The organism is Roseivivax isoporae LMG 25204, from assembly GCF_000521865.1.
In the GTDB taxonomy this organism is placed as follows: domain Bacteria; phylum Pseudomonadota; class Alphaproteobacteria; order Rhodobacterales; family Rhodobacteraceae; genus Roseivivax; species Roseivivax isoporae.
In genome coordinates this window covers 69,983-87,092 of the sequence record NZ_JAME01000004.1, presented here as the reverse complement: position 1 = coordinate 87,092, position 17,110 = coordinate 69,983, and the positions used below count along the sequence as shown (strand labels likewise).

The window sequence follows — 17,110 nt, the reverse complement described above, 5'->3', positions numbered from 1 at the left end:
CCGGAGAGCGCCCATCGTGCCGCGCACGGGGCCTTCGTTCAAGGGCCGGCCGGCAGGGACATCCCGCCGTCCGGCCCGATCTCGTTTCAGGTGACGGGCCCGGCGCACCGGCGCCGGACCCGAAGGGATCAGTTGCCCTTCTGGTCGTAGGCCGTGCCCCAGCCCCAGGCGCCGGAGCCGAAGCCGCGCGCGACCACGCGCTCGCGGTAGATGTCCGACACCGTGTCGCCGTCACCGGCGAGCAGTGCCTTGGTCGAGCACATCTCGGCGCAGATGGGCAGCTTGCCCTCGGCGATCCGGTTCCGGCCGTATTTCTGGAACTCGACCTCGGACATGTCCTCTTCGGGACCGCCGTTGCAGAAGGTGCACTTGTCCATCTTGCCGCGGCTGCCGAAATTGCCGGCCTGCGGGTATTGCGGCGCGCCGAACGGGCACGCGTAGAAGCAGTAGCCGCAGCCGATGCACAGGTCCTTGGAATGCAGGACCACGCCGTCCGAAGTCTGGTAGAAGCAGTCCACCGGGCAGACGGCCATGCAGGGCGCGTCCGAGCAGTGCATGCAGGCGACCGAGATCGACCGCTCGCCCGGCTTGCCGTCGTTGATGGTGACCACCCGGCGCCGGTTGATGCCCCAGGGCACCTCGTGCTCGTTCTTGCAGGCGGTGACGCAGGCGTTGCACTCGATGCAGCGTTCCGCGTCGCAAAGGAATTTTGCGCGTGCCATGTATCGAGTCCTCCCTTACGCGGCCGAGATCTTGCAGAGCGTGGCCTTGGTCTCCTGCATCTGGGTGACCGAGTCGTAGCCGTAGGTCTGCGCGGTGTTGGTGCTTTCACCCAGAACGTAGGGATCGGCGCCGTCGGGATATTTCGACCTCTGGTCCTCGCCCATCCAGTGACCGCCGAAGTGGAACGGCATGAACGCGACGCCTGCGGCGACCCGTTCGGTCACCATGGCCTTCACGAGCACCTTGCCACCCTCCGGGCCCTCGACCCAGACGTCCGAGCCGTCCCGCACGCCGAGATCGTTGGCGTCGCGCGGGTTCACCTCGACGAACATCTCCTGCTGCAGCTCGGCGAGCCACGGGTTCGACCGGGTCTCGTCGCCGCCGCCCTCATATTCCACGAGCCGGCCCGAGGTCAGGATGATGGGGAAGTCCTTGCTGAAGTCGTTTTGCTGGATCGACGCGTACATGGTCGGCACCCGCCAGAACTTCTTGTCCTCGTAGGTCGGGTAGTCGGCCACGAGATCGCGGCGGTTCGAGTAGAGCGGTTCGCGGTGCAGCGGGATCGGGTCGGGGAAGGTCCAGACCACGGCCCGCGCCTTGGCGTTGCCGTAGGGCGCGCAGCCATGGGCGATCGCCACCCTCTGGATGCCGCCCGACACGTCGGTCTTCCAGTTCACGCCGCCGACCTTCTCGGAATAGTCGGACGGACGCTCGCCGGTCTGCGAGGTCTCGCCGACCTCCTCGCCGCCCGGGGGCGTGTAGCCCGCGACCGTCTCGATCGCGGCGCGCTCCTCGGGGGTCAGGTCGCCGTCCCAACCGAGATCGATGAGCATCTGCATCGTGAACTCGGGGTAGCCGTCCTGGATCTCGGAGCCCACGGGATAGGATCCCTCGGCCAGCAGGTTGTCGCCGTTGTACTCGACGCCGTAGCGGGCCCGGAAACCCATGCCTCCCTCGGCCACCGGCAGCGACGTGTCGTAGAGGTTCGCCGACCCCGGGTGCCGCATCTCCGGCGTGCCCCAGCAGGGCCACGGCAGGCCGTAGAAATCGCCGTCGGCGGGGCCGCCCATGGCGCGCAGCGTGGTACGGTCGAAGGTGTGCTGGTTCTGCATGTGGGTGCGCAGCCGTTCCGGCGACTGGCCGGTATAGCCAACGGTCCACATGCCGCGGTTGAACTCGCGGGTGAGGTCCTCGATCAGCGGCTCGGGGCCGCGGTCGGTGTCGTTCACCTCGATGTTGCGGAACAGCCGGTCTGCGAACCCGAACTTCTCTGCGAACATGGCGATGATGTTGTGGTCCGGGCGGCTCTCGAACAGCGGCTCGACCACCTTCTCGCGCCATTGCAGCGACCGGTTCGACGCAGTGACCGACCCGTAGGTCTCGAACTGCGTCGCGGCAGGCAGCAGGTAGAGGTCGTCGGTCCGATCCTGCATGACCGCGGTCATGGTCGGATAGGGGTCGATGACCACGAGGAGGTCGAGCTTCTCCATCGCCTCCTTCATTTCCGGCAGGCGCGTCTGCGAGTTGGGCGCGTGGCCCCAGAACACCATGGCGCGCGTGCTGTCGGGCTGGTCGAGGTTCTCCTTGGCCTCGAGCACGCCGTCGAACCAGCGCGACACTGGGATGCCCGTCTCGTTGATCATCATGCGGTCGGCGCCGTCGGCGCCGGCCCCCGGCATCACGCGGAAATTGCCGCGCAGCCAGTCGAGGTCCTCGTCCCAGACCCGCGCCCAGTGCGCCCAGGCCCCGTCGGTCAGGCCGTAATAGCCGGGCAGCGTGTCGGCGAGCACGCCGAGGTCGGTCGCGCCCTGCACGTTGTCATGGCCGCGGAAGATGTTGGTGCCGCCGCCGGCGGTGCCCATGTTCCCCAGCGCGAGCTGCAGGATGCAGTAGGCACGCGTGTTGTTGTTGCCGTTGGTGTGCTGCGTCCCGCCCATGCACCAGATCACGGTGCCCGGACGGTTGTTGGCCAGCGTGCGGGCCACGCGCTCGAGCTGGCTGCCCGGCACGCCGGTCACGCGCTCGACCTCGTCGGGCGTCCACTTGGCGACCTCGGTCTTGATCTGGTCCATGCCCCAGACGCGGGTGCGGATGAACTCCTTGTCCTCCCAGCCGTTCTCGAAGATGTGCCAGAGGATGCCCCAGACCAGCGCCACGTCCGACCCGGGCCGGAAGCGCACGAACTCGTCCGCATGCGCCGCCGTGCGGGTGAAGCGCGGGTCGCAGACGATCAGCGGCGCGTTGTTCTCCTCCTTGGCCTTCAGCAGGTGCAGGAGCGACACCGGATGCGCCTCGGCAGGGTTGCCGCCGATGAGGAAGATCGCCTTGGAATTGTGGATGTCGTTGTAGGAGTTGGTCATGGCGCCGTAGCCCCACGTGTTCGCAACCCCGGCGACCGTGGTGGAATGGCAGATCCGCGCCTGGTGGTCGATGTTGTTCGTGCCGAAATAGGCCGCGAACTTGCGCAGCAGGTATGCCTGCTCGTTCGAATGCTTGGCCGATCCCAGCCAGTAGATGGAATCCGGCCCGCTCTCGTCGCGGATCGCCATCATCCGGTCGCCGATCTCGTTGATCGCGTCTTCCCACGAGATGCGCTGCCACTCGCCCCCGACCTTCTTCATCGGGTACTTGAGGCGGCGCTCGCCGTGGGCGTGCTCGCGCACGGACGCGCCCTTGGCGCAATGGGCGCCCAGGTTGAACGGGCTGTCCCAGCCGGGCTCCTGCCCGACCCAGACGCCGTCCGACACCTCGGCGATGACGGTGCAGCCGACCGAGCAGTGCGTGCAGACCGATTTCACGGTGTCGACCGCGCGGGCGACGGCGGCCTGCGCCTCGGCCCGCGTGACGGTGCCCGCGGTGGCCCCGAGCGCTGCGAGCCCGCCGATGGCAAGACCCGATCCCCGCAGGAACGAGCGCCGGTCGACCGACGCCTCCGCGACGCGCTGGAACGCCCCGCGCGGACGCGACCGGGGGGCGGTGTTCGTCTTCTTCTTCAGCATGTCTGTCCTCCCTGGCTCGCCTCGGACCGTCATTCCGGCCGGGCTGCGCTCGGTACTGGTAAAGTGCGACCGTGCGCGGCGGTCAGAACCGCGCGCTGGCGATGTAGGCGCGGACATGCGCGGTATCGCGCAGACCGTTGCCCTCTGCCTCCGGCTGGTCGACATCGGCCGCCGCGGCGGTTCCGGTCGCGGCCGCAGCCGCCGCAGGCGCCGCGACACCCACGAATTTCAGGAAGTTGCGGCGGCTCGCGTCGCCCGGTCTGTCCGTTTCGGCCATCTGTCTGATCCCTTCCCGCTGCATGTATCCCCGCGCGCCCGTTCAGTCCGCGCCGTCGCCGGACATCCGGAACGCCTGTTTCTCGATCTCGACGAAGGCGCGGCCCACCGCGCCCACCGGCCGGTAGAACTCCGCGTTCTTCGCGCCCTCGAGGTCCGAAAAGAAATGCCCGGCCCAGGGCGCGATGTGCCGGCCGAAGATCTCGCGCTGCTCGGCGAGCGACGCCGGCGCGCCGAAGCGGCCTCGAATGAGCCCGCCCATGATCTCGCAGAGGCTCGCCACGTTGTCCTCGGGCTCCCATACGCCGGGCGCGCGGGCGGCGCCGATGCGCGCCATGTCCCGGCGCAGCGCCGCAAGCGGCTTCTCGTTCAGGAAACCGGTCATGTAGAAGCTGGCATAGGGCAGGAGTTCGCCGCGCCCGAGACCGATGAAGAGCCGGTTGAACTCGCGCTCGACCGCACCCGGGCTCGCCGCGCGGGCCACCCGCGCCAGATCCCCGATCGCCGTCCCGAGGGGCGTCGCGTCACCGCTCAGGCCCGCGACGCGGGCGATCAGCTCCGCATCCGCCGGCCGCGCCAGGAGCGCGGCGAGCAGATCGTAGAGTTCGGCCCGGAGCGCGTCCTCTTCCGCGATGGCGTCAAGCTCGGCTGTCCCCGAAGACACGATCGGTCGTCCTCCCATATGCGGCATGGCGTGCATCGCTGTTCCGCGACGTCACGATCGGGCCGTTCCGCCCGTTTGCATACAGATTGCGCGGTGCCGCGTCATAATTCAAGCGCGCAGGTGCCGCACCGCTCACTTCCTAGTCATTGAAATGAAAGCGCATTCTACGACGGGGCGGCGCGTATGCATAATCCTGCGGTTCGTGTCGTTTCTTCCCGGTCTCGTGTTCTTCGGGAGGTTCTGCAGTGTCGTCAGTGCCACCGTCCGCGGGGGTCTCCTCCGACACCGCCGCGGCGTCTCCCGCTCCGGTTGCAGCGGCCTCGGCGGGCTCGTCCGAGGCATCGGCGACCGCCACCTCCGACTCGCCCGTCCCGTCCGCCACCTCGGGCGCATCCCGCAGGAATCCCCGCCCGACCTTGTAGGCGGTCTTCAGCATCCCGGGCGCCACGCCCCCGCCGGTGAAGTCGGTGTCGTAGTCGTTGAGCCCGTCGAGGTTCGCGAGCACCGGGTTCGACCGCCAGAGCCGGCGCAGCGCGCGCCGGCGCAGGTGATCCGGCACCGCGGCCTGCATGTAGGGCGCGAAGGCGTCGCCCTTCTTCAGAAGGTCGGGATCCTTCAGCCCCAGCATCTCGAGGATCTCCGCGTCGCTGCGCTCGGGCCCGGCCGGCTCGGGTTCGGCATCCGGCGCCTCGTCGGGCGCCGTGTCGGGCGCGGGCGCCACGTCCTCGGCCTCGGCCTCCTCCCGGGCCACCGCCCGCTTGCGCCGCGACCAGCGGCCGAGGAACCCGTCGTCGCTGCCGGTCATTCCGCACCCTCCCCGCGCTGCCCCGCGCGCAGCGAGGCCGGCGCGCGGTAGACGTCCGCCGCCTGACGCACCCGCGCGTCGCCCTTGCCGTCCTCGCGCGCCTCGACGTGGTGCGGCGTGCGCTTGCGCTTCACGAAGGCCTCCTCGACATGGTGCGTGCGGCAGAACTCGGCGATCCACGCCTCGAGCCCCTCGGGCATCGGCACCCGCTCGACGATGTCCTCGCCGTTGTCGGTGTGGTCCTGCCCGTCATAGGCCGAGGCCGTGATCTTCACGACCTCGGGCCGCGCCTCGATGGTGCCGGGCGGCCGGCGCAGGATGACGAAGACCGCGGGCGGCGTGCCGTTCAGCGCCACGAGGTAGCCGTCGGTCTCGGCGCGGTGCAGCTCGAGCGGGACCGTCGCGGCGTGATAGTCGACGATCTCGCCGTCGCGGCGCAGCTCGGTCCAGCCGCCGGGCCCCGCCCCCGGCATCAGGGCCACGACGCGCCACGACCATTTCGCCCAGCGCGTCGCCCCGGGCGCGCGCCGCACCACGATGCCGACCGGCAGCCGCGCGCTGCGCGCCGCCGTGCCCGTGTCCGATGCGCCATTCATAATCTTGTCCTCTCCGTTCGGCCGTTCTACCGTGCCCGGCCTGAGGATAACGCGCAGACCGGGACATATGTCCAGACGTGCGCAGGAAGGGACCACATGTCACGCCGCCTGTTTCTCTGCGATTGCGGAGGCAGCCAGACGCTCGACCGCGAGGGCATCGCGGCGGCGACGGGGCTGAGCTGTCCGCGCACGCACACCGCGCTCTGCACCCGCCAGTCCGACGCGCTGACCGAGGCGCTGGCCGATCCCGACGCCGAGGTCATCGTCGCCTGCGAGCAGGAGGCCGAGACCTTCGCGGCGCTGGCCGAAGACCAGGGCGTGCCGCCGCCGCTGACCGTCGACATCCGCGATCGCGCCGGCTGGTCCGAAGAAGGCGGCCGCGCCGCCACGCCCAAGATCGCGGCGCTGCTCGCCGCCGCCCGCCGCGGCCGGACGCCCGCCAAGACGCGCGACGTGGTGTCCGAGGGGCTCTGCCTCGTCATCGGCGCGCCCGACGTGGCGCTGCCCGCGGCGGAACGGCTCGCGGACGCGCTGTCGGTCACCTGCGTGCTGACGGACGCGCCCGATCCGGCGATGCTCGCGAAACCCGTGCGCCGCTTCGACGTGGCGATGGGCCGGCTGCGCCGCGCAGAGGGTGCGCTCGGACATTTCGAGGTCACGGTGGACGCGCTTCGCCCGTTCGATCCCGCGGGCCGCGTGCCGGGTTTCGGCCCGCCCCGCGACGGCGGCACCTCGGACTGCGACGTGCTCTTGGACCTGACGGGCGGCACGCCGCTCTTTCCGGCGCATGAAAAGCGCGAGGGCTACCTGCGCGCCGACCCGCGCGACCGCATCGCCGTCGAACGCGTCCTCTTCGAGGCCTCGCACCTCTCGGGCACCTTCGAGAAGGTGCTGCACGTGGCGCTCGAGGAAAGCCTCTGCGCCCATTCCCGCGCCGGGCAGACCGGCTGCACGCGCTGCCTCGACCTCTGCCCGACCGGGGCGATCACCCCCGACGGCGACCATGTCGCGGTCGATCCGATGATCTGCGCGGGCTGCGGCATGTGCTCGGCCGCCTGTCCCTCGGGCGCCATCTCCTACGACGCGCCGCCCGTGGCCGACGTCTTCGCCGAGATTTCGGCGCTCGCCGCGGCCCATCGCGCAGCGGGCGGCACGGCGCCGCGGCTGCTCGTGCACGACGAGGGCCACGGGCGCGAGCTGATCGCTCTCGCCGCGCGCTTCGGCCGCGGCCTGCCCGCCGACGTGATCCCGCTGGAACTGCCCGCGCTCAACGCCTTCGGCCATGCCGAGGCGCTGGTGGCCCTGGGCTGCGGCTTCGTCGGCGTCGACATCCTGCCCGCGCCCCGCACCGAGCGCGGCCCGCTCGAGGCCGAGATCGCGCTGGCCGAGGCGCTGTCGGGCGGCATCGGCGCGGGTGCGGGCCGCGTGCGGCTTCTCGACATGGCGGACCCGGACGCGGTCGCCGACGCGCTGCATGCCGGGCGGCCCGCGCCGCTCGACGGCGTCTCGCCCATCCTGCCGCTCGGGCGGCGGCGCGACGCCACGCGGCTCGCGGTCCGCGCGCTGGCCCGCGGCGCGCAACACGACCCGATCGCCCTGCCCGAGGGCGCGCCCTACGGCGCGGTCCTCCTCGACACCGAGGCCTGCACGCTCTGCCTCTCCTGCGCCGGGCTCTGCCCGTCGGGGGCGCTGCTCGACAATCCCGACAGCCCCGAGCTGCGGTTCCGCGAGGACGCCTGCCTGCAATGCGGCATCTGCGCGACGATCTGCCCCGAGGACGCGATCACGCTCGAACCCCGGCTCGATCCCTCCGACGCCGCGCTCGACGCGCGCGTCCTCAAGGCCGAGGAGCCCTATTGCTGCATCGAGTGCGGCAAGCCGTTCGGCGTGAAGTCGACGGTCGAGCGCATCGTGGCCAAGCTCGAGGGCAGCCACGCGATGTTCACGAACTCGCACAACACGCGGCTCATCCGCATGTGCGACGATTGCCGCGTGCGGGCGCAGTACCACGACGAGAACGCGCCCTTCCGGATGGGCGACCGCCCGCGGGTGCGCACGACCGACGACTATCTCGACCCGTCGAAGCGCAACTGAGGACAGGCGCGCCGGTCCCGGTCCGCGATCACGATGCGCGGGACGGACGGCCGCGCACCTTGTCCTCGGACGCGCGAGACGACACAAACGCCACCGGCGGCGCGACGCCACAGCGCGCGCCGCGCCGGATCCGACGCCGAGGAGGCCAGAGTGACCGACGAAGATTTCAACATGTCCATGCGCAAGTTCCTCAAGCAGGTGGGCGTGACATCGCAGCAGGCGATCGAGGAGGCGGTGCGCAATGCCGCAGCCGAGGGTCGCGCGCTTCCCGACGAGGTGCCGGTGAAGGTGGTCCTCACCTCCGACGCGCTCGGGCTCGAGCACGTGGTCGAGGGCCGCATCAAGCCCGCCCGCGACAGCGGGGGCGCGGCATGAGCCTGACCCGCGACAGCGTCCTCGAGGTGCTCAAGTCGATCGAGAACCCGACGACCGGCACCGATCTCGTGGCCTCCGACGTGGTGCGCGCGCTCACCGTCGAGGACGGGCGCGTGCGCTTCGTGATCGAGGTCGATCCCGCCCATGGCAAGGCGATGGAGCCCGTGCGCGCCGCCGCCGTCGCCGAGCTCGAGAAGATCGCGGGCGCGGGCAACGTGTCCGCCGTGCTGACCGCGCACAGCGCCAAGGCGCCGCCGCCGGACCTCAAGGTCGGCCGCCACCCGACGCCGCAGAAAGGCCCGCAGGCCATCCCGGGCGTGCGCGCCATCATTCCCATCGCCTCGGGCAAGGGCGGCGTCGGCAAGTCGACGGTCGCCGCGAACCTCGCGGTCGCGCTCGCCGCCGAGGGCAAGAAGGTCGGGCTGCTCGACGCCGACGTCTACGGCCCCTCGCAGCCGCGCATGCTGGGCGTCTCGGGGCGGCCCGCCTCGCCCGACGGCAAGACCATCCTGCCGCTGCGCAACCACGGCGTGACGCTCATGTCGATCGGCCTCATGACGCGCGAGGACGAGGCGGTCGTCTGGCGCGGGCCGATGCTCATGGGCGCGCTGCAGCAGATGCTGAACCAGGTGCAGTGGGGCAGCCTCGACGTGCTGCTCGTCGACCTGCCGCCGGGCACCGGCGACGTGCAGCTGACCCTCGCGCAGAAGGCGGTGGTCGCGGGCGCCGTGGTGGTCTCGACGCCGCAGGACATCGCGCTTCTCGACGCGCGCAAGGCGCTCGACATGTTCAAGAAGACGAGCACCCCGGTGCTGGGCATGATCGAGAACATGTCGACCTACATCTGCCCGAACTGCGGCCACGAGGCGCATCTCTTCGGCCATGGCGGCGCGCGGGCCGAGGCCGAGAAACTGGGCCTGCCCTTCCTCGGCGCGGTGCCGCTCGACCTCGACATCCGGCTGGCCGGCGACGGCGGCGCGCCGATCGTGGCGATCAAGCCCGAAAGCCCGCAGGCGAAGGCCTTCCGCGACATCGCGCGGAAGCTGATCGACGCGGGCCATGTCTGACGTCACCGCCGACGCGCCCACCTTCCCCCCGCTCCTGCGGGGAGAGCCGGTGCGGCGCGCGCCGCTGCCCGAGGCGGTGGCGCGCGCCCGCGCCGGCACCGATCCCGGGCTGATCCTGCACCGGCTCGACGCCGAGAGGCTGTCGGCCGCCATCGTGCTCGCCCCCGAGGAGCCGCTCGGCTCGGCCATGCTGGCGGTGCTGGCGCTCGCCAACGGCTTCGCAGACGCTTTCGGCGCGCTCGCGCCCTCCGAGATCGCCGCGCAGTTCGACTGGCCGGGCGGCATCCGGATCAACGGCGGGCTGTGCGGCACGCTGCGCGCCGCGGCAGCGACCCGCGACCCGCAGGCGGAACCCGACTGGCTGGTGGTGGGCCTCGACCTCGCGCTCACGTCCTCGCGGGTGCACGAACCGGGCCACCATCCCGACCGCACCAGCCTGATCGAGGAGGGCTGCGGCGACCTGGCCGCGACCGACCTCCTGTCGGCCTGGGGGCGCCACGCGCTCTACTGGATCGACATGCTCGACCGCGGCGAACGCAAGCGGCTGCACGCCATGTGGACCGGCCGCGCCTTCGGCCTGAACGGCCCCGTCACCGTAACCCTGCCCGGCAGGCAGGAGACGGGCACGTTCCTCGGCCTTGACGAAACGGGCGGCATGATCCTCAAGTCGGACGGGGCCACGCGGCTCCTGCCGCTCACCCTGATGCTGGAGGACCTCTGACCCCATGCCCAAACTTGCCCGCACGATCCGCTTCGACGAAAGCGACGCGCAGGTCTTCTCCCGTCCCGCCGAGGCGGGGGAATGGGCGATTCCCGGCGGTTTCGAGTTCTCGAACTGGACCGAGGGAGACCTGTCGGGCAAGGCGCGGCAGGCCTTCGCCAATGGCTGGCTGTCGCTCGAGAGCTTCGGCCGCGCGACGCTCGTCGCGGTGGCGCAGGTCGAGGAGGCCGAGCTCGAGCCGCTCGCGCGCCGGCTCGCCGACCATTTCGTGCAGCTCTACGGCGCCCCTGACGCCGAGGCCGCCCTGCCCATCGCGCGGGAGGAGATCGCCTACATGGTCGAGCTCTGCGCCGACCATTCCCCGAACGTGCTCCTCGCCGTCAGCCGCGAGCTGACCGAGGCCGGCGTGCGCGAGAGCTTCCGCGCCATCACCCCCGCCGAGGCCGAGATCGACCTCGTGGCGATCCATGGAAGCGCCGACTGACGCGCCGTCCCGGCAACGATCCGCACAATCCAGACGCGCGGCGACCCTTGCATGTGCCGCGCGCCACGGGATACCACCGCCGGGTACCGACACGTCCCGAAAGACCCGCCCATGCGCATGCGCGACACCTTCCTGAAGCCGATGCACCCCGAGGGGCGCCGCTTCGTCGCGATCTTCGCCGCCGTTACCGCGGTCCTGTTCCTGATCGCCGAACCGCTCGGCTGGATCGGTGTCGGGCTGACCGTATGGTGCTACTACTTCTTCCGTGACCCGGTGCGGACCTCGCCGGAACGGCCCGGGCTCGTGCTCAGCCCCGCCGACGGCATCGTGTCGCTGATCGAGAAAGCGACGCCGCCGCCCGAGCTCGGCCTGCCCGAGGAGCGGCGTCTGCGCGTCAGCGTCTTCATGTCGGTCTTCAACTGCCACGTGAACCGCGCGCCGGTTCCCGGCCGCGTCTCGGCCATCGCCTACCGCCCGGGCAAGTTCCTCAACGCCTCGCTCGACAAGGCGTCCGAGGACAACGAGCGCAACGCGCTGGTGATCGACACCGAGGGCGGCCAGCGCATCGCCGTGGTGCAGATCGCGGGTCTCGTCGCCCGGCGCATCCTCTGCTTCGTCTCCGAGGGCCACGACCTGCGCGGCGGCGACCGCTTCGGCCTGATCCGCTTCGGCTCGCGGCTCGACGTCTACCTGCCCGAGGGCGTCGCGCCGCTCGTGAGCGTCGGCCAGACCATGGTCGCGGGCGAGACGGTGATCGCCGACCTCGCCTCGGACGAGCCCCGCCGGTCCTCGCGGACGACCTGAGCCATGCTGGACGAGGCGCCACGCGATCCCGAGGGCAAGCCGCGACGCGGCAACGGCGCCGCCCGCGAACTGCCGCTGGTCAAGCTCCTGCCGAACCTCGTCACGCTCTCGGCGGTCTGCGCGGGCATGACCGCCATCCGCTTCGCATGGCAGGGAGAATTCGACTGGGCGGTGCGCCTGATCCTGCTCGCGGGCCTTCTCGACGGGCTCGACGGCCGGCTGGCCCGGCTCCTGCGCAGCCGCTCGCTGATCGGCGCGGAGCTCGATTCGCTCGCGGACTTCCTGAACTTCGCCGTCGCCCCGGCGCTGATCCTCTATTTCTGGAGCCTGCAGGAGATCGGCGGCGCGGGCTGGATCGCGGTCCTGTGCTACGCGCTCTGCGGGCTGATGCGGCTCGCGCGGTTCAACGTCGACAGCCGCACCACCGAGACCGCGGGGCCCGCCACGCATTTCACCGGTGTCCCCTCGCCCGCGGGCGGGTTCCTGGCGCTCCTGCCGATCATCCTGTCGCTCGCCTTCGATGCCGGGCCGTTCCTGCCGGCGGGCGCCGTCGCGGCCTGGGTGGTCTTCGTGGGCTTCCTGATGATCAGCCGGCTGCCGACGCCGTCCTTCAAGAACGTGACTATCTCGCGCGGTCGCGCGCGCTACGTGCTGCTCGGGACGGTGCTCCTGGCGGCGCTCCTGCTGATCTACACATGGGCCACCCTCGTGGTCCTCGCGGGCTTCTACGGGGCGGCGCTGCTCCTGTCGGTCCGGGACTACCTGCGAAAACCCCGAGGAGGATGAGGCACTTGGAACTCGACGCGGTCAAGAACACCTATGCCCGGTGGGCCCCGATCTACGACCGGACCTTCGGCGCGCTGACCGCCGGCACGCGCGCCTGCGCGGTCGGCCACATCAACGCGCTGCCGGGCCGCGACGTCCTCGAGTTGGGGGTTGGCACCGGCCTCGCGCTGCCGCATTACGGCCGCGACCGGCGCGTTACGGGCATCGACTTCTCCGACGAGATGCTGGCCAAGGCGCGCGCGCGCGTGAGCCGGGACCGGCTGAACCAGATCGACGCGCTCCTGCAGATGGACGCGCGCGAACTGACCTTTCCCGACGAAAGCTTCGACGCCGTCGCCGCGATGCACGTCATCTCGGTCGTGCCCGAACCAAGGCGCGTCATGGCCGAGATCGCGCGCGTGCTGCGCCCGGGCGGCCGGCTCGTCATGACCAACCACTTCTCCACCGACCGGGGCCCAATGGCGCGGATCGAACGCGGCATCGCGCCCTTCGCGGACCTCCTGGGCTGGCACTCGGATTTCCCGATGTCCACGGTGACCGAGACGCCGGGCCTGAACCTCATCATCCGCAAGCGCAAGCCGCCCATGGGCATCATGACCTTCCTCGTGTTCGAGAAGGTCTGACCGACGCGCGGACCGGGACGCGCGCGTGCGACGCGCGCCTCAGGCCTCGCCGCCGGCGATCGCGATCGCCTGGCCGGTGATCCCTTCCGATCCCGGCCCGCAGAGCCAGAGCGCCGCGGCCACCACTTCCTCGGGGCGTATCAGGCGCCGCTGCGGGCTCATCTGCTCGAGCTGCGCCCGCGCATCCTCGGGGCTCATGCCGGTCTTCTCGGCGATGTTGGCGATCGAGCGGTCGGTCATCTCGGTCTCGAGAAAGCCCGGGCAGAGCGCGTTCACCGTCACGCCCGTGCGCGCCATCTCGAGCGCGGCGGACCGGACCATGCCGACGACACCGTGCTTTGCAGCGGCATAGGCCGACACGTAGGCGTAGCCCTTGAGCCCCGCGGTCGAGGACACGGCGATCAGCCGGCCCCACTCCGCGCCCTTGAGCCGCGCCGCGCCCTCGCGCAGCGTCAGGAAGGCGCCGGTGAGGTTCACGTCGATCATCGCCCGCCAGGTGTCGAGCCCGGTGCGCGAGAAGGGCGCGCTTTCGGACGCGCCCGCATTGGCGATCACGATGTCGCAGGGGCCCGCGAACTCGAACATCGCCTCGACGGAGGTCTCGTCGGTCACGTCGGCCTCGACCGCGCGGATGCGCGCATGCGTCGCCGCCACCGCCTCGAGCGGGCCGGCGCGGCGCCCGGCGATCCAGACCTCGGCGCCCGCCTCGGCGAGCCCCCGCGCCAGCGCCGCGCCGAGGCCCGCGCCCCCGCCCGTCACCAGGGCCGTGCGTCCCGTGAGATCGGTCATACCCGGATCCCCAGCCCCTCGCCGCGGGTGGCGAGCCGGCGCATCTGGTCGCGGCCCGGAAGGTAGGGATCGGGCCAGGCGGTGTCCTCGTCGCCGAGGGCCGCCGCGGCATGCAGCGTCCAGTAGGGATCGGCCAGGTGCGGCCGCGCGAGGCAGACCAGGTCCGCCCGTCCCGCCATCAGGATCGAGTTCACGTGGTCGGGCTCGTAGATGTTGCCGACCGCCATGGTGGGAATGCCGCGCTCGTTACGGATGCGGTCCGAGAACGGCGTCTGGAACATCCGGCCGTAGACGGGGCGCGCCTCGACGCTGGTCTGGCCCGCCGAGACATCGACGATGTCGACGCCTGCCGCGCGGAACATCGACGCGATCTCGACCGCCTCCTCGCCCTCGACGCCGCGGCTGCCGATCCAGTCGGTTGCCGAGATCCGCACCGACATGGGCTTTTCCTCGGGCCAGGCCGCGCGCATGGCGCGGAACACCTCGAGCGGCCAGCGCATCCGGTTCTCGAGCGATCCGCCGTATTCGTCGTCGCGCAGGTTCGAGATCGGCGAGATGAACGAGGACAACAGGTACCCGTGCGCCGCGTGCAGCTCGATCATGTCGAAGCCCGCCCGTGCCGCCATCTCCGTCGCGGCGACGAATTCGTCGCGCACCCGGTCCATGTCGGAACGGTCCATGGCCTTCGGCACCGCGTTGCGGTCGGACCACGGGACCGCCGAGGCCGACAGGAGCGGCCAGTTGTTCGCGGGCAGCGGCGCGTCCATTTCCTCCCAGCCGATCTGGGTCGATCCCTTTCGGCCCGCATGGCCGATCTGCATGCAGAGCTTCGCGTCGGTCTCGGCATGCACGAAATCGCAGAGCCGCTTCCACGCGGCCTCGTGTTCGGGCGCGTAGAGACCCGGGCATCCCGGCGTGATCCGCCCCTCGGGGCTGACGCAGGTCATCTCGATGTAGACGAGGCCCGCACCGCCCTTTGCCCGCTCTGCATAATGCGAGAAGTGCCAGTCGGTCGGGCAGCCGTCCACCGCCTTGTACTGCGCCATGGGCGAGACCACGACGCGGTTCTTGAGCCGCATGTCGCGCAGCGCGAAGGGCGCGAACATCGGCGCGCGGTGCACGCCGTTGGCGCCCGCCTGCGCCTGGAACCACTCCTCGGCCTGCCGCAGCCATGCGGCGTCGCGCAGGCGCAGGTTCTCGTGGCTGATGCGCTGGCTGCGCGTGAGCAGCGAATAGGTGAACTGCACCGGATCGAGATGCAGGTAGCGCTCCACCTCCTCGAACCACTCGGTCGAGTTGCGCGCCGCCGATTGCAGCCGCAGCACGTCGAGCCGACGGTCCTCCTGGTAGGTCTCGAAGGCCTCCCGCAGCGTCGGCTTCTCGGTCACGAGCTCGGCGAGCGAGATCGCGGATTCTAGCGCGAGCTTGGTGCCAGACCCGATCGAGAAATGCGCGGTCGCCGAGGAATCGCCCAGCAGGACCACGTTCTCGTGGTGCCACTTCTCGCAGAGCACGCGGTTGAAGTTCAGCCAGGCCGAGCCGCGCAGGTGCTTGGCGTTCGACATGAGCGGCTGGCCGTCCAGGTGATCCGCGAAGATCTTCTCGCAGAGCGCGATGGTCTCGTCCTGCGACGCGGTGTCTAGGCCGAGCGCGCGCCAGGTCGGCTCCGCGCATTCCACGATGAACGTCGCGGTGTCGTCGTCGAACTGGTAGGCATGCGCCCAGATCCAGCCCGCCTCGGTCTTCTTGAAGATGAAGGTGAAGGCGTCGTCGAACTTCGCGTGCGTGCCGAGCCAGATGAACTTGCACGCGCGGGTGTCGATCTCGGGCTTGAACGTGGCGGCAAAGGCCGTCCGCGTGCGCGAGTTGATGCCGTCCGCCGCCACGACGAGGTCGTTCTCGCGCATCAGCGTCTCGATGTCGTCGACCTCGGTCTCGAACCGCATCTCGACGTCCAGCTCCCGCGCGCGTTCCTGCAGCAGCAGCAGCATCGTCTTGCGCCCGAGCCCGCAGAACCCGTGGCCGGTGGACGTGATCGCCACGTCCTCCTTCACCACCTTGATGTCGTCCCAGTAGGCGAAATGGTCGCGGATCAGGGCGGCCGATTTCGGGTCGTTCTTCTCGAGGTTGTCGAGCGTCTCGTCCGACAGCACGACCCCCCAGCCGAAGGTGTCGTCGGCGCGGTTGCGCTCCAGCACGGTCACCTGGGCGTCCGGGCGGCGCAGCTTCATGCTGATGGCGAAGTAGAGGCCGGCCGGACCTCCCCCGAGGCAGACAATCTTCATCGCGCGCTCTCCTTCCGGGCAAGCTTTGGCGGAACTGTCCCACCGCCCGCGATTCATTTCAAGTATAAAACTTTAGGCTTGAAGTTTTTGCCGCACTGCCCGAAGGTGGATGGGCAACGGCAGCGGGCGAGGACCCATGGCTATTGGCGAACAGGACGGGGGGCGCGGCTGATGCCCGCCTTTGCGTGGCGAAATAGCGTGATGTTCCAGCATTGCGACCCGGCCGGAATCGTCTTCTACCCGCGCTATTTCGAGATGATCAACGCGGCGATCGAGACGTTCTTCGCCGACGCGGTCGGCTGGTCCTTCGCGCGGATGCACGGCCGGGACCGGGTGGGCGTGCCCGCCGCTCGGATCGACACCGAGTTCCACGCCGCCTCGCGGCTCGGCGATGATCTCGACTGGTCGCTGCGCGTCACCCGCATCGGCGGCGCGAGCCTCGACCTCGTGCTGCACGCCACCGGCGACGACGGCAGCGCCCGGCTGACCGCCCGGGCGACGCTGGTCCTCGTCTCGCTCGACCCGCTGAAATCGAAGCCCTGGCCCGAGCCCACGCGCCGGGCGCTCGAACGTTATCTGGAGGATGCCCCGCAGTGAGCACGGTCACCATTCACCCCGAAGGCTGGACGCCCGCCAAGGGTTACGCCAACGGCATCGTCGCCGAGGGACGCATGCTGTTCGTCGGCGGCCAGATCGGCTGGACGTCCCGGCAGGTCTTCGAGAGCCACGACTTCATCGGCCAGATGAAGCAGGCGCTCGTCAACATCGCCGAGGTGGTGCGCGCCGCCGGCGGCGACGTCACCGACATCGTGCGCCTGACCTGGTACGTCACCGACAAGTCCGAATACGTCGCGCGCCAGCGCGAGGTGGGCGCGGCCTACCGCGAGGTGATGGGCTACCACTTTCCCGCCATGACCATGGTCGTGGTGAGTGCCCTCGTCGAGGACGAGGCGAAGGTCGAGATCGAGGCGACGGCGGTCCTGCCGAACGGCTGAGCGCGCAGGCCCCCCAAGCGGGGG

At 70.5% G+C, this 17,110-nt stretch carries 18 protein-coding genes; 10 read left to right on the top strand and 8 right to left on the bottom strand.

The window, feature by feature from the left end:
- Window positions 1-128: 128 nt before the first annotated feature.
- The 6 genes from fdh3B to RISW2_RS03515 form a co-directional block, all read right to left on the bottom strand.
- Entirely contained in the window at window positions 129-722 is a 594-nt protein-coding gene (fdh3B, locus tag RISW2_RS03540; protein ID WP_043766732.1) for a formate dehydrogenase FDH3 subunit beta, read from the bottom strand.
- A 15-nt stretch (window positions 723-737) separates the two neighbouring features.
- Complete coding sequence (locus tag RISW2_RS03535; protein ID WP_043766729.1) at window positions 738-3,722, bottom strand: formate dehydrogenase subunit alpha; 2,985 nt, start codon at window positions 3,720-3,722, stop codon at window positions 738-740.
- Window positions 3,723-3,804: 82 nt separating this feature from the next.
- Window positions 3,805-3,999: a hypothetical protein gene (locus tag RISW2_RS03530; protein ID WP_043766725.1), complete on the bottom strand. Its 195-nt coding sequence runs from the start codon at window positions 3,997-3,999 to the stop codon at window positions 3,805-3,807.
- A gap of 42 nt (window positions 4,000-4,041) precedes the next feature.
- Window positions 4,042-4,680, bottom strand: a complete 639-nt coding sequence (locus tag RISW2_RS03525; protein ID WP_043766968.1) for a TorD/DmsD family molecular chaperone — start codon at window positions 4,678-4,680, stop codon at window positions 4,042-4,044.
- Between the two features lie 121 nt (window positions 4,681-4,801).
- Window positions 4,802-5,467, bottom strand: a complete 666-nt coding sequence (locus tag RISW2_RS03520) for a DUF3306 domain-containing protein (protein WP_043766722.1) — start codon at window positions 5,465-5,467, stop codon at window positions 4,802-4,804.
- Window positions 5,464-6,063: a DUF3305 domain-containing protein gene (locus RISW2_RS03515; protein ID WP_051491769.1), complete on the bottom strand. Its 600-nt coding sequence runs from the start codon at window positions 6,061-6,063 to the stop codon at window positions 5,464-5,466. Before RISW2_RS03515 ends, RISW2_RS03520 begins: the two co-directional genes overlap by 4 nt.
- Window positions 6,064-6,159: 96 nt before the next feature.
- Between RISW2_RS03515 and RISW2_RS03510 the strand changes: the two genes are divergently transcribed.
- From RISW2_RS03510 to RISW2_RS03475, 8 genes are all read left to right on the top strand, one after another.
- Complete coding sequence (locus tag RISW2_RS03510; RefSeq protein WP_043766718.1) at window positions 6,160-8,157, top strand: 4Fe-4S binding protein; 1,998 nt, start codon at window positions 6,160-6,162, stop codon at window positions 8,155-8,157.
- A 150-nt stretch (window positions 8,158-8,307) separates the two neighbouring features.
- Entirely contained in the window at window positions 8,308-8,532 is a 225-nt protein-coding gene (locus tag RISW2_RS03505; protein ID WP_280113150.1) for a DUF6494 family protein, read from the top strand.
- Window positions 8,529-9,599, top strand: coding sequence for an Mrp/NBP35 family ATP-binding protein (locus RISW2_RS03500; RefSeq protein WP_043766715.1), 1,071 nt, complete (start codon window positions 8,529-8,531; stop codon window positions 9,597-9,599). The genes RISW2_RS03505 and RISW2_RS03500 overlap by 4 nt, the downstream gene beginning before the upstream one ends.
- A complete protein-coding gene (locus RISW2_RS03495) occupies window positions 9,592-10,320 on the top strand; it encodes a biotin/lipoate--protein ligase family protein (RefSeq protein WP_043766711.1) in 729 nt (242 codons plus the stop codon). Before RISW2_RS03500 ends, RISW2_RS03495 begins: the two co-directional genes overlap by 8 nt.
- A gap of 4 nt (window positions 10,321-10,324) precedes the next feature.
- Window positions 10,325-10,804 carry a DUF6505 family protein gene (locus tag RISW2_RS03490; protein WP_043766707.1) on the top strand — a complete coding sequence of 160 codons (480 nt, stop codon included), beginning with the start codon at window positions 10,325-10,327 and terminating at the stop codon, window positions 10,802-10,804.
- A 111-nt stretch (window positions 10,805-10,915) separates the two neighbouring features.
- The gene (locus RISW2_RS03485; RefSeq protein WP_043766703.1) at window positions 10,916-11,608 is read left to right on the top strand and encodes a phosphatidylserine decarboxylase; all 693 of its coding nucleotides are present in this window, start codon (window positions 10,916-10,918) and stop codon (window positions 11,606-11,608) included.
- Between the two features lie 3 nt (window positions 11,609-11,611).
- A complete protein-coding gene (gene pssA / locus RISW2_RS03480) occupies window positions 11,612-12,394 on the top strand; it encodes a CDP-diacylglycerol--serine O-phosphatidyltransferase (RefSeq protein ID WP_084615234.1) in 783 nt (260 codons plus the stop codon).
- Between the two features lie 5 nt (window positions 12,395-12,399).
- Window positions 12,400-13,017 (top strand): class I SAM-dependent methyltransferase, encoded by a 618-nt coding sequence (locus RISW2_RS03475; RefSeq protein ID WP_043766700.1) that lies wholly within the window; start codon window positions 12,400-12,402, stop codon window positions 13,015-13,017.
- A gap of 39 nt (window positions 13,018-13,056) precedes the next feature.
- Here RISW2_RS03475 and RISW2_RS03470 read toward each other — a convergent pair whose 3' ends face one another.
- Window positions 13,057-13,806 carry an SDR family NAD(P)-dependent oxidoreductase gene (locus tag RISW2_RS03470; RefSeq protein WP_043766698.1) on the bottom strand — a complete coding sequence of 250 codons (750 nt, stop codon included), beginning with the start codon at window positions 13,804-13,806 and terminating at the stop codon, window positions 13,057-13,059.
- Window positions 13,803-16,091 (bottom strand): bifunctional salicylyl-CoA 5-hydroxylase/oxidoreductase, encoded by a 2,289-nt coding sequence (locus tag RISW2_RS03465; protein ID WP_043766695.1) that lies wholly within the window; start codon window positions 16,089-16,091, stop codon window positions 13,803-13,805. The genes RISW2_RS03470 and RISW2_RS03465 overlap by 4 nt, the downstream gene beginning before the upstream one ends.
- A 171-nt stretch (window positions 16,092-16,262) precedes the next feature.
- Between RISW2_RS03465 and RISW2_RS03460 the strand changes: the two genes are divergently transcribed.
- Both RISW2_RS03460 and RISW2_RS03455 read left to right on the top strand, forming a co-directional pair.
- A complete protein-coding gene (locus tag RISW2_RS03460; protein WP_043766692.1) occupies window positions 16,263-16,688 on the top strand; it encodes an acyl-CoA thioesterase in 426 nt (141 codons plus the stop codon).
- Window positions 16,685-17,086 carry a RidA family protein gene (locus tag RISW2_RS03455; protein WP_043766688.1) on the top strand — a complete coding sequence of 134 codons (402 nt, stop codon included), beginning with the start codon at window positions 16,685-16,687 and terminating at the stop codon, window positions 17,084-17,086. Before RISW2_RS03460 ends, RISW2_RS03455 begins: the two co-directional genes overlap by 4 nt.
- Window positions 17,087-17,110 lie beyond the last annotated feature (24 nt).